Source organism: Streptomyces luteolus, from assembly GCF_029968015.1.
Lineage (GTDB): Bacteria > Actinomycetota > Actinomycetes > Streptomycetales > Streptomycetaceae > Streptomyces > Streptomyces luteolus.
Window position 1 is genome coordinate 1 of sequence record NZ_JASCIS010000002.1, and the last position, 12,549, is coordinate 12,549.

At 71.5% G+C, this 12,549-nt stretch carries 9 protein-coding genes and 1 pseudogene; all 10 read right to left on the bottom strand.

The features are described from left to right. A pseudogene (locus tag QIT00_RS01795) lies at positions 1-99 on the bottom strand (TatD family hydrolase); the annotation flags it as partial. Continuing rightward, positions 99-950, bottom strand: a complete 852-nt coding sequence (locus tag QIT00_RS01800) for an EboA domain-containing protein (protein ID WP_408909698.1) — start codon at positions 948-950, stop codon at positions 99-101. The gene QIT00_RS01800 and the pseudogene QIT00_RS01795, both read right to left, overlap by 1 nt. Continuing rightward, positions 947-1,900, bottom strand: coding sequence for a sugar phosphate isomerase/epimerase family protein (locus tag QIT00_RS01805; RefSeq protein WP_282533235.1), 954 nt, complete (start codon positions 1,898-1,900; stop codon positions 947-949). Before QIT00_RS01805 ends, QIT00_RS01800 begins: the two co-directional genes overlap by 4 nt. Before the next feature lie 400 nt (positions 1,901-2,300). Further along, positions 2,301-3,518, bottom strand: coding sequence for an SCO3242 family prenyltransferase (locus tag QIT00_RS01810; RefSeq protein WP_282533236.1), 1,218 nt, complete (start codon positions 3,516-3,518; stop codon positions 2,301-2,303). Between the two features lie 236 nt (positions 3,519-3,754). Beyond that, positions 3,755-4,882 (bottom strand): inositol-3-phosphate synthase, encoded by a 1,128-nt coding sequence (locus QIT00_RS01815; RefSeq protein ID WP_282533237.1) that lies wholly within the window; start codon positions 4,880-4,882, stop codon positions 3,755-3,757. Between the two features lie 112 nt (positions 4,883-4,994). Beyond that, positions 4,995-6,425, bottom strand: coding sequence for a ThuA domain-containing protein (locus QIT00_RS01820; RefSeq protein ID WP_282533238.1), 1,431 nt, complete (start codon positions 6,423-6,425; stop codon positions 4,995-4,997). A 30-nt stretch (positions 6,426-6,455) separates the two neighbouring features. Next, the gene (locus QIT00_RS01825; RefSeq protein WP_408909699.1) at positions 6,456-8,978 is read right to left on the bottom strand and encodes a PQQ-dependent sugar dehydrogenase; all 2,523 of its coding nucleotides are present in this window, start codon (positions 8,976-8,978) and stop codon (positions 6,456-6,458) included. 204 nt (positions 8,979-9,182) lie between these two features. After that, entirely contained in the window at positions 9,183-10,187 is a 1,005-nt protein-coding gene (locus QIT00_RS01830) for a sugar phosphate isomerase/epimerase family protein (protein WP_282533239.1), read from the bottom strand. Positions 10,188-10,193: 6 nt separating this feature from the next. Next, the gene (locus QIT00_RS01835; RefSeq protein WP_282533240.1) at positions 10,194-11,414 is read right to left on the bottom strand and encodes a Gfo/Idh/MocA family protein; all 1,221 of its coding nucleotides are present in this window, start codon (positions 11,412-11,414) and stop codon (positions 10,194-10,196) included. Between the two features lie 59 nt (positions 11,415-11,473). Then, on the bottom strand, positions 11,474-12,535 hold the full coding sequence (locus tag QIT00_RS01840) for a substrate-binding domain-containing protein (protein ID WP_282533241.1): 1,062 nt from the start codon (positions 12,533-12,535) through the stop codon (positions 11,474-11,476). Between the last annotated feature and the right edge of the window lie 14 nt (positions 12,536-12,549).

The following is a 12,549-nucleotide window of genomic DNA, read 5'->3' on the forward strand; positions in this document are numbered from 1 at the left end:
CGCGGGCTCCACGACCGCCCGCACCCCCGCCGCATACATCGCTTCGTAGTCGTCGGTGGTCCGGGAGGTCATGTGGATGTGCGGGTCGAAGATGCGCATCAGGACTCCTTGCGGGACACGCGGGGTGCGCGGGACATGCCGTCGTCGGACCCGACGGGCGCGGGCTCGGTCGTCGCTGGGGACGCGGTCGACGGGGCGGGCTCTGCGGACGCGGACGACGGGGCGGTCTCTACGGACGCGGACGGCACGGCGGGATCCCTGCCCGCACCCCGGCCCACACCGACGCCCTCGCCCTCGCTCTCGCTCCTGCCCTCCCCCTCGACCGGCGGCTGGGTGAGGCCGAGGACGCGGTGGAGATCGTCAGGGACGGGGCGGTCGGCGGCGGAGCGTTCGGCGGCGTAGTCGCCGAGCATGCGGGCGAGTTCGACGTCGCCTCGGGCTCGGACGTGCAGGCGGGCGACAGGTGCGACCGGTACGCCGATGAACAGGCACTTGAGGATCGCGTGCCGCCAGGCGTGTGGGTCGAGGTGTTCCCCGGCGTACGGGCCGACTGCGGCGGCGACCAGACGGGGGTCGTTGGTCCGCAGCGCGTCCTCGGTCAGTGGCAGGGCCTGCGGGCCTTCGATGAGATGCGGCAACGAGAGGAGGACGGCGCGGCGTTCGTCGGCGGTGCCCTGCTGGTAGAGGCGGGTCACGGTGGCCAGGTCGGCCTGGGCGGCCTGGAGGAGCAGGAGTCGGGCGGCGTCGGCGTGGGCGGCACCGCAGCGGCGGCCTACCTCGGCAAACCTCAACTCCCATAGCGGTGGGGGCTCTTGGGGGGTGAAGGGGGTATCGGACGGCTTGCCGGTGGAGGACTTGGCGTGGGCCGTCGCCTGCTCCAGCGCCCTGTCGAGCCAGGCGCGGGCCGGGTCGTCGAGGGCGGCACGGAGTGCGGAGGCTGTGTCGGTCACTGGGGGCCTCCCTGTCCCGGGACGAAGGTGAGAGGCGAGGCGGTGTTCGTGGCGCTGGTCGGGAGCGAGGGTGTGGTCGCAGGCGTGGTCGTGGCCCGGGCTACGGGTTGCGCGGCTGCGGCCCGGCGCAGGAAGTGGAGGGATTCTTCGGCGAGTTGCGGGCCGGCGTGGGAGTGGCGGGGCAGTTCCACGACGGTCAGGCCTTGGTAGCCGGTGGCAGCCAGGGCGTCGAGGACGGGCGGGAAGTCGATCTCGCCGGTACCGAAGGGGAGGTGTTCATGGACGCCGCGGCGCATGTCCTCGATCTGGACGTGCCGTAGCCACGGACCGGCTGCGGTGACGCAGGCGGCGGGAGGCTCGGGCTCGAGGCACTGGCAGTGGCCGATGTCGAGGGTGAGGCCGAGCGCGGCCGGGTCGCCGAGGTCGCGGCGCAGACGGTGGAAGTCGGCCAGGCGGGCGAGCAGATGGCCCGGTTCGGGTTCGACCGCCAGCGGAACTCCGGCCTCGGTGGCGGCGGTGACGACCGGTTCCATGGTCTCGGCCAGCCGCTTCCAGCCGGTCTCGGTGTCCGTGCCCGGTGGCAGGGTGCCGCTGAAGCAGTGCACGGCATGGGCGCCCAGGTCGGCGGCGACCTGGATGGCGCGCTGGAGGAGCTGCACGCGGGCAGCGCGGCCGTCCGGGTCGGGGTCGAGCAGGGAGGGGCCGTGCTTGCGGCGGGCGTCGAGTACGTAGCGAGCGCCCGTCTCGATGGTCACCGTGAGGCCGAGCTGGTCGAGGCGGCGCCCGACATGGCGGGTGCGGTCGGCGAGGTCCGGCGCCAGGGGGTCCAGGTGCATGTGGTCGAGGGTCAGGCCGAGGCCGTCGTAGCCGAGGTCGGAGAGGAGGGCGAGGGCGTCGTCGAGACGGAGGTCGGTGAGGCCGTTGGTGCCGTAGCCGAAGCGGAGGGTCATGAGGGCACCGTCCTGCTGCCGGAGGGGAAGGGGGTGAAGCCGTTGCCGCACGCGCGCGGGCCGGGCTGGCGGGAGGTGAACTCGTGGACGCACGCGCGGAGGCCGGACGGGTAGACGGCCAAGCCCTCGACGCACGCGCGCGAGCCGGACGGGAAGGAAGCCGAGCCCTCGACGCACGCGCGCGAGCCGGACGGGAAGACGGCCAAGCCCTCGACCCACGCGCGCGAGCCCGAAGGGAAGGAGGCCAAGCCGTCGACGCACGCGCGCGAACCGGACGGGCGGGAGGTGAACCCGTCGACCCACGCGCGCGAACCGGACGGGCGGGAGGTGAACCCGTCGACGCACGCGCGCGAACCGGATGGGAGGTGAGGCTCCTCGGATGAGGGGAACGGTCGGCGGTTCATGTGGCGCTCACCCGCTTGCCCAGGCGGCGGGCGAGGGGGGCGAGGGCTGCTGTGACGAGGGCCGTACCGAGGGAACCGGAGCGGGCCGAGAGAGCGGACTGGAGGGGAATCATGGCGCGGATGCCGCCGCCCACGGCACGTTGGGTGAGTTGCGGGGAGGGGTTGAGGGTGGCGTGCCACAGAGGGCGGGCGGCAGTGGCGACATACGCGGCCCCGAGGAGGTGGTGCGGGGCGAGGCGGACAGTGGCCGGGCCGGGCAGACGTATCGCGGCGGGCCCGGGGAGCCGGACGGCGTTGGGCCCGCCGGGTGATGCAACCACCCGCCCCAGCAGAGTGGTTGCGGCCAGGGCGGCGAGGGGGGTCAGGGCTGAGCCGCCCTGCGCCTCGCGGCGGGAGACGGTCGTGACCGCCAGGGTGTGGGCGGCGAGCACGGCCGAGGAGGGCAACGCGCGACGCACCGCGTCCGCCGTGACGCCCACACGCGTGCCCGCACCCACGACTCCAGCACCGGCCCTGGCCCCGGCACCCGCCCCCGCACCGGCCCTGGCCCCCGCCCCTGCCCCCGCCTCGGCCCCGCCCACCGAAGCGACGGCCCCCGAAGCCACAGCCCCCAGCAGGAGGTCCAGGCCCCGGGCCGTGGCCATGGCTGCCGGGCCCGCGGCGGTGTGCTTCAGCTTCAGGTCGTACGCCCAGACCGAGCCCGCGAGGAGGCTCGCCACGGTCAGGGCGGGGCGGCCGGCGCGGGCGGCGAGCCCGAGGCCCGCAGCGGTGAGGACACCGGCGGCGGCGAGGGCGGCGCCGGATGGGATCCGGCCGGAGGGCAGGGGCCGGTGGGGGCGTTCGACGGCGTCCTCGTCGTGGTCCGCCCAGTCGTTGAGGGCCATGCCGGCCTCGTACAGGCAGAGGGAGGAGCCGATGGCGGCAAGGGTGTGGGCGTTGGGGCGGACGCCGATGGCGGCGGCACCGGCCAGGGCGTCGCCGGGGACGGTGAACAGGGCGGAGATGCGCAGGAGTTCGGCCCAGTCACGCGCACGGCCGAGGCGTGGTCTCCGTGCGACGGACGGCGAACCTCCGTCCCGGGACCGCCCGTTCGCGACCGAAGCCCCGTTCGCAGCTGGAGCCCCGTTCGCCGCCCCCGGAGCCCCATCAGGCCCGGAAGCCGTGCCCGGCCCGGGCGCCCCGTCGACACCCCGACCGTCGGAAGGAGAACTCACCCCCGGCGCGTACCCACCAGAAGCACCCGACGCACCCGACGCGCCGGACACGCCGTACACCCCAGCCGCACCGGACGCACCAGAACGCTCCCCGTCGCCGTTCAGGGACCGCCCGGACCGGCCCACCGCGCCGAGCCCACCCGAACCAGAACCCGAACCGAAGCCCGAATCCAAACCCGAGCCCGAACCCGAGCTGGTCCCCCACCCATCGACCCCACCCTTGCGTCCGCGCCACCTCACTGCGCCTCCCCCAGTCGCTCCGCGAACGCCAGCAGGTCGGCGTACTGCTCGCCGAGGGCGGAGGTGTGGCCGTCGGGGTCCTTGAAGTAGAAGCCCAACTCGGGTCGGGGGCCCGTGAGTCCGACGTCGGCGGAGCGGGCGAGGAGGCGGGCCAGGTCGAGGACGAGGGGGGCGGCGAGGGCGGAGTCGCAGCCCTGCCAGATGGTCTGCAGGACCATGCGGGAGCCGAGGAAGCCGTCGAAGGCGATGTGGTCCCAGGCGGTCTTCCAGTCGCCGAGGGACGGTACGTCGTCGATGTGCACCTCACCCTCGGGGGCGGTGCCGAGGACGTCGGCGAGGACGCGTTCCTTGCCCGCGTTCTTGGCGGCGGCCGCGGCCGGGTCGGCGAGGGCGGCGCCGTCGCCGCCGCCGAGGAGGTTCGTGCCGGACCAGGCGCGGACGTCGAGGGCGCGCTGCAGGAACATCGGCGCGAGCACGGCGCGCAGCAGGGTCTGGCCGGTCTTGCCGTCGCGCCCGGCGTAGGGAACGCCCGATGAAGCGGCCGAGGCGCCGAGTGCGGGGTGGTGCAGTCCGGTGGAGGGGGTGAAGTTGATGTAGGGGCAGTCGGCGCGGAGGGCGGCCGCCGCGTACAGGGAGCTGGCCGGGAGGCGCGGGTCGCCGTCGGCCGGGGCGGGTTCGGTGGAGGCGACGTTGACCACGACTGTCCGGGCGAGGCCGCGGCGGCGGGTGAAGTCGCTGATGTCGCCGGCGAACGCGGCGATCAGCTCCTCGTCCGACCGCGCATCGCCGCTCACCGGGCCGCCCGGCCTGATCTCGGCGTCGGCGGCGGCGAGTTCGGCGCGTACCGCCGAGGGGAGTCCGTGCGGCAGGACGCCCCCGGCCGCGAGGTGCTCGGCGCGTTTGGGCAGCGGGCACTCCATGGTGTCGTGGCCGCCGAAGACAAGGGAGGCGAGGGGTGGCAGGCCGGACTCGGCGAAGGGAGGTGTTTCGGTCACCATGCCGGTCGCCGGGTGGAGTCCGGCGGCCACCGCCGCACTTCCCGCGACCGCCGTGGTGGCGACCGAGCCGCGGGCGCCGATCAACCAGACGCCGTAGGAGGGGACAGGAGTGGACGAAGGGGTCACGGCACAGCCTCCTTGGATGGGTGGAGACGGCGGGCGGAGGTCCGGCGTCCCCCGCCCGCCGCCGTTCAACGGCCCGCGCCCGGGAGAGCGCGGACGTACAGAGCCGGAGCCGTCAGCCGCCGGACGGACCGGCGGATTCACCGGCCCTTTCGGCGGATTCACCGGCCCTTTCGGCGGGTTCACCGGACGCCTCGGCCAGTTCCTTCACCCGGATGTCGCGGAACGCCACGCGATCGCTGTCTCCGTGGTTCTGGATGCCGATGTGTCCCTGGGCCAGGCTCCGTGCCGGATCGGTGTTGGTGTAGTCGTTGATCTTCACGCCGTTGAGCCAGATCTGCAGGTGCTCGCCCTCGACGCGGAGTTCGTAGGTGTTCCACTCCCCCGGCGGGTTGAGCGCCTTGTCGCGGGCCTCGATGTCGGCGGACTGGAAGCCGTAGACCGAACCCGTGGTCTTCTCCGGTACGTCGGTGGCGTCGATCTGGATCTCGTAGCCGTTGTCCACCGCCGACCAGGGGTCGTCGGAGGGCGGGAAGCCGATGAAGATGCCGGAGTTGTCGTCCCCGGCCTCACCGGCCATCTTCCAGTCGAGCCTCAGGGAGTACGAGCCGAACTCCTTGGCCTCGTACCAGAGCATGCCCATGCCGCCGACGGTGGTGAGCGTGCCGTCCTTCAGCTCGAAGGAGCCGGGTCCTGCCTGCTTCCAGCCGTCCACCGAGGTGCCGTCGAAGAGCTTGGTGTAGCCCTGCTCGGGCCGGCAGTCGGCGTTGGCGGCGCCGGTTGCGTAGCGGATGCCGCCCAGCAGGTGCTGCTTGAAGGCGGGTTCGGCGTACGACTCCTTGGTGTGGCCGCCGCCGGTGTAGAAGGAGCGGCCGCCTTCGAACTCCTGGCACCAGGCGATGGGGTGGTCGCCGTTCATGGTGCCGCCGGTGTACGAGGACTCGTCGAGGGAGGCCAGGACGCGGGCGCGTGTCCGCGGGTTGGAGCGGTAGTTGTACCACTCGTCGGTGCGCTCCCAGGTCGGGCCGAGGTGGGCGGTCGCCTCGTGGGCGTGGTCCTCCACGTCGACCTTCGCGGGCTGGATGTGCGGGTGGGACTGGAAGTAGGCGCCCGCGAGTTCGCCGTAGAAGGGCCAGTCGTACTCGGTGTCGGCGGCGGCGTGGACGCCCACGTAGCCGCCGCCGTCCTTGACGTACTTCTCGAAGGCGGACTGCTGTTCCTCGTTCAGGACGTCGCCGGTGGTGGAGAGCCAGACGACGGCGTCGTACTTGGCGAGGTTGCCGGGTGTGAAGGCCCCGGCGTCCTCGGTGGCGTCGACGGTGAAGCCGTGTGCGGCGCCGAGTTCCTTGACGGTGGCGATGCCTTCGGGGATGGAGTCGTGGCGGAAGCCGGCGGTCTTGGAGAAGACCAGGACGCTCTCGCCGTCCTTGCCGGGCTTGCCCGGCCGGTGGTCGGGGTCCGGCTTGGACGCCGCCGGTCCGGACACGCAGCCGATGAGCAGGGCTGCTGTCGCGGTGGCGGTGAGCAGTCGGGCTCGTGTGCGCATTGCGGTCACTCCCTCTCTCTGCTCGACGGGTCAGCCGGTGGTGAACTTGAAGTCGTCGACCTCGTAGAGCGCTCCGGTGCCCTCGCCCTTGAAGACCAGGTAGAGCGTGGTGGTCTCGGCGGGTGCGCCGCTCAGGTCGGCGCTCACGTCGACGTAGGTCTCCGCGCCGCCGGTCGGGTCGACCTTGGCGGTGCCGAGGAGCTTGCCGTCGGCGGCTCCGGCGCGGACTTCGAGGGTGCCGCCGGCTCCGGCGGAGGCGACGCGGGCGGTGACCTTGGTGGCGTTGCCGAGGACGTACGGCTTGAAGGAGATCCAGTCGCCGTTGTTGATCTCGCCGACGGCCTTGCCGCCGTGGGCGGCGCCGCGGCTCACCACGGACACGCCCTGGTTGTCGTCGAAGTGCTCGGCCTGGCGGTGCTTGGGCTGGACGACGTTCTGGTCGTGGGTGGTGAGGGCGGGCTGACCGTTGGCGCCCTTGTCGGTGTACTCGGCGTCGAAGACTCCGAAGATGTTGGCGTTGGGGTCGTGCTCGCCGTCGGCGGAGGTCTGGATGGTGCCCTCGCAGCCGTTGGCGGAGGTCACCGGGTGGCCGTGGCTGTCGTGGCCGAGGATGTGCGTGACCTTGACCTTGGAGCAGTCGACGGTGCCGTCCTCCGGGTCGGTGACGGTGACCTTGAAGGGCACCTTGTCGCCGAAGGTGAACAGCTGGCCGTCGGCGGGCAGTTCGAGCTTCACGGTCGGTGCGGTGTTGCCGACGGTGATGTGGGCGCTGGCCGAGCCGGTGCGGCCGGTCTTGTCGGTGGCGGTGACGGTGGCGGCGTAGACGCCGTTCTTCTCGAAGGTGTGCGTGGGGTTCTGCTCGGTGGAGGTGGCTCCGTCGCCGAAGTCCCACTTGTACGTGACCTTGTCGCCGTCGGCGTCGGTGGCCTTGGCGTCGAACTGCACCTTCAGCGGGGTCTGGCCGCTGGTGACGTCGGCGCCGGCCTCGACGACGGGCGAGTGGCCGTCGGTGGCGTTCTCGATGCGGTAGAGCGCGGAGTTCTCGTCGCCGTTGAAGTAGCCGGTGCCGTAGTCGAGGACGTAGAGGGCGCCGTCGGGGCCGAAGTCCATGTCCATGACCTGGGTGCCGGTCCAGGGGAAGTCGTTGATGGACTGCACGGCGCCCGCGTCGTCCTGGGCGATCCGCTTGATCCAGCGGCGGCCGAACTCACCGGCGAAGAAGTTGCCGTCGTAGGACTCGGGGAACTTCACCTGCGAGTCGGAGTTGGCGTCGTAGCGGTAGACGGGGCCGCCCATCGGGGACTCGGAGCCGGTGCCGAACTCGGGGACGGAGCCGCCGTCGTAGGGGATCCAGGCTTCCTGGGCGGGCGGCAGGTCGGTGAGGCCGGTGTTGTGCGGCGACTCGTTCTTCGGGGCGGCGCAGTCGAAGGCGGCGCCGGAGGTCTGGTCGGCGAAGTTGTAGTCGATGTAGGCGTCGTTCTTGCCGGTGCAGTACGGCCAGCCGAAGTTGCCGGGCTTGGTGACGCGGGCGAACTCGACCTGACCTGCCGGGCCGCGCTTGGGGTCGGCCTTGCCGGAGTCGGGGCCGTAGTCGCCGACGTAGACGGTGCCGGTGGGCTTGTCGACGCTCATGCGGAAGGGATTGCGGAAGCCCATCGCGTAGATCTCGGGGCGGGTCTTCTCGGTGCCCTCGGCGAAGAGGTTGCCGTCCGGGACGGTGTACGAACCGTCGTCCGCGACCTTGATGCGGAGGATCTTGCCGCGCAGGTCGTTGGTGTTGCCGGAGGTGCGCTGCGCGTCGTAGGCCGGGTTCCGGTTCGCGCGCTCGTCGATGGGGGTGAAGCCGTCGGAGGCGAAGGGGTTGGAGTCGTCGCCGGTCGACAGGTAGAGGTTGCCGTCCTTGTCGAAGTCGATGTCGCCGCCGACGTGGCAGCAGATGCCGCGGTTGGCGGGAACGTCGAGGACCTTCTTCTCGCTGGCCGCGTCGAGGGTGCCGTCCTCCTTGAGGACGAAGCGGGAGAGCCGGTTCACGCCGTCGAACTTCTTGAAGTCCTCGGCGGTGCCCTCATTGGGCGCGTCACCGGAGGGGGTCTCCATGGGCGGGGCGTAGTAGAGGTAAATGGCCCTGTTCTCAGCGAAGTTCGGGTCTATGCCGACGCCTTGGAGGCCCTCTTCGTCGTGCGAGTAGACGGGTATCTTCCCGGCGACCTTGGTGGTGCCGGTGGCGTCGGTGAGGCGGACGGTGCCGTCGCGGGAGGTGTGCAGGACCGAGCGGTCCGGGAGCACGTCGAGTGTCATCGGCTCGCCCATCTCGGGCTCGCCCTTGGCGAGGGTGACCTGCTGGAAGTCCTCGGCCTTGGGGCCCTTGGGGCCCTTGGGGCCCGTGGGGCCCGTGGGGTCCTTGCCCTTCTTCCCGGCCACGGGTTCGACGCCCGACGTGGGCGCGTCCGGTACGGCGGTGGCGGGGGCGGCGAGGGTCAGCGACGCGGTCGCCATCACGGCGCCGGTGAGCAGGGCGAGCGTCTTGCGAAGTCTGAGCCTGTCTCTGTGCACGAATGTCCTCCGGAATGCGGCCGGTGGTACTTGGCGTGTGCGATACGTGCGGTGCGCCGGGGTGCGCCGTCACCCCGGAGGGGCTCGTTTCCCTACATCTCAGGGAAGGTAGCCACGTTTGTCCCCGATAGAAAGCCCTTGCACAGAACAGGAGTTGGACTTTTCCCTGAGTCTGGACAAAGTGCTCAAGTGTGGGGGAATGATCTATTCCGTACCCCCGAAGGCCGCGTCGAAGGACGCGGTGGGCGGCTCGAAGTCGTACGCCTTCAACGTCCGCAGGGCCTCGGGAGCGCCCTGGAGGCGGTCCATCCCCGCGTCCTCCCACTCCACCGAGACCGGCCCTGCGTAGCCGATCGAGCGGAGCATCCGGAAGACGTCCTCCCAGGGCACGTCGCCGTGGCCGGCCGAGACGAAGTCCCAGCCGCGCCGCGGGTCGCCCCAGGGCAGATGCGAGCCGAGGCGCCCATTGCGGCCGTCGAGGCGGCGCCGGGCCTCCTTGCAGTCGACGTGGTAGATCCGGTCGCGGAAGTCGTAGAGGAAGTTCGTCGGGTCGAGGTCCTGCCAGACGAAGTGCGAGGGGTCGAAGTTCAGGCCGAACGCGGGCCGGTGGTCGACCGCCTCCAAGGCGCGAACCGTCGACCAGTAGTCGTACGCGATCTCGCTGGGGTGGACCTCGTGGGCGAAGCGGACGCCCTCCGCGTCGAAGACGTCGAGGATCGGGTTCCAGCGGTCCGCGAAGTCCTGGTAGCCGCGCTCGATCATGCCGGGCACGACGGGCGGGAACATCGCGACGAGATGCCAGATCGCCGAGCCGGTGAAGCCGACGACGGTGTCCACGCCGAACGCCGCCGCGGCCCGCGCCGTGTCCGCGATCTCCGCCGCGGCCCGCTGCCGTACGCCCTCGGCCTCGCCGTCGCCCCAGATGCGGGCGGGCAGGATCGCCTGGTGCCGCTCGTCGATGATCGCGTCGCAGACGGCCTGGCCGACGAGGTGGTTGGAGATCGCCCAGCACTTGAGTCCGTACTTGTCGAGGAGCTGGTGCCTGCCCTTGATGTACGCGGGGTCCGCGAGGGCCTTGTCGACCTCGAAGTGGTCGCCCCAGCAGGCGAGTTCGAGGCCGTCGTAGCCGAAGTCGCGGGCGTGCCGGCAGACCTCTTCCAGGGGCAGGTCGGCCCACTGTCCGGTGAAGAGCGTGAAGGAACGTGGCATCGGTCCTTAAACCTCCAGTGCCGGGATCGGGGTGTACGAGGAGTTCTTCGCCGCGCTCTCCTCCACCGCCGCGAGGACCCGCTGCACCCGCAGGCCGTCGGCGAAGGACGGCTCGGGCTGAGTGCCCGTGGCGATGGCGTGCACGAGGTCGCGGGCCTGGTGCGCGAAGGTGTGCTCGTAGCCGAGGGCGTGTCCTGGCGGCCACCAGCCTTCCAGGTACGGGTGGTCGGCCTCGGTGACGAGGATGCGCCGGAAGCCCGCCGAGACCGCGGGCTCGGTGTCGTCGTGGAAGGAGAGCTCGTTGAGCCGCTCCAGGTCGAAGGCCAACGAGCCCTTCTCGCCGTTGACTTCGAGGCGCAGCGCGTTCTTCCGGCCGGTGGCGAACCGGGTGGCCTCGAACGTGGCGAGCGCCCCGGAGGCGAGCCGCGCGGTGAACACGGCCGCGTCGTCGACGGTCACGGGCCCGTGCGCGGTTCCCGAGGCTCCCCCGCCCGCCGCGAGCCCGGCGGACGCCCCGGCGAGCAGGGGCCGTTCCCGTACGAAGGTCTCGGTCATCGCGGAGACGCCGATGATGTGCTCGCCCGCGACGTACTGCGCGAGGTCCACGATGTGCGCGCCGAGGTCGCCGAGCGCGCCCGAGCCGGCGTGCTCCCGCTCCAGGCGCCAGGTCAGCGGGAACTCCGGGTCGACCAGCCAGTCCTGGAGGTACACCACGCGCACGTGCCGGATGCGACCGAGGCGGCCTTCGGCGATCAGGCGGCGGGCCAGTGTCATCGCGGGCACGCGACGGTAGTTGAACCCCACCATCGCCAACTGCCCGCGCTCGCCAGCCCGTTCGGCCGCTTCGGCCATCGCCTCCGCCTCCTCCACGGAGTTGGCGAGCGGCTTCTCGCACAGCACGTGCTTGCCCGCCTCCAGGGCCGCGATCGCGATCTCGGCGTGGCTGTCGCCCGGCGTGCAGATGTCGACGAGCTGCACGTCGTCGCGGTCGAGGAGGGCACGCCAGTCGGTCTCGGCGTGGGACCAGCCGAGGCGGTCGGCGGCGGCCCGTACGGCGCCTCCGTCGCGGCCGCAGATCGCCGTCAGCTCCGGCGCGAGCGGCAGGTCGAAGACGCGGCCGACGGTGCGCCAGCCCTGGGAGTGCGCGGCCCCCATGAAGGCGTACCCGATCATGCCGACGCCCAGGCGCGGCCGTTCGGTCTCGTCCTGCTCCCCGTTGTGCTGCATACGAAATGCCTCCTCGTCGACGGCGGTGGGGGGTGTGGTCAACCCGGCTTCCGAGCCGCTCACTTGAAGCCGGTGGACATGTACTGCTTGACGTTGTCCTTGGTGACGACGGCCGAGTAGAGGGTGATCGACGACGGGATCTCGAACTCCGCCATGCCGCCGATGCCCTTGCCCTGGCCGAGTGCGCGGGCCAGGTCGATCGCGGAGGCGGCCATCGTCGGCGGGTAGAGGACGGTGGCCTTGAGGACGCTCTCGCCGGACTCGATGGCCTGCATCGCGGAGAGGGCGCCCGCCCCGCCGACCATGAAGAAGTCGTCGCGGCCGGCCTGCTCGATGGCGCGCAGGGCGCCCACGCCCTGGTCGTCGTCGTGGTTCCACAGGGCGTCGAAGTTCTTCTGCGCCTGGAGGAGTTGGGACATCTTGGACTGGCCCGACTCGACGGTGAACTCGGCGGCCTGCCGGGCGACCTTCTTGACGTTCGGGTAGTTCTTCAGGGCGGCGTCGAAGCCCTCGGTGCGCTGCTTGGTGAGCTCCAGGTTGTCGAGCCCGGCGAGCTCGACGACCTTGGCGTTCTTCTTGTCCTTGAGCTGCTCGCCGATGTAGTGCCCGGCGTTGAGGCCCATGCCGTAGTTGTCGCCGCCGATCCAGCAGCGGTACGCCTGCGGGTTCGCGAAGATCCGGTCGAGGTTGACGACGGGGATACCGGCCCGCATCGCCTTGAGCCCGGCCTGCGTCATGGCCTTGCCGTCGGCGGGCAGGATGACGAGGACGTCGACCTTCTTGTTGATGAGGGTGTCGATCTGGCCGATCTGCGCGGCCGTGTCGTTGGAGCCCTCGGTGATCTCAAGGGTGACGTCCTTGTACTTCTTGGCGCGTTCCTTGGCGTTGACGTTGATGGCGTTGAGCCAGCCGTGGTCGGCCTGGGGCCCGGCGAAGCCGATGGTGACGGGCTTGCCCGGCTTGTCGTCGGCGACGGGGGCGTCGGCCGCCTGACCGCCGCTGCCCTCCTTGGGCTCGTTGCTGGTACAGGCGGTGAGGAACGCCCCGCCGGAGAGGGCGGCGGCTCCGAAGAGGAGCCTTCTGCGGGTGGCGGAGGTTGGCAGGCTTGGCTTGTCAGACATGGCGGACCCTTCGC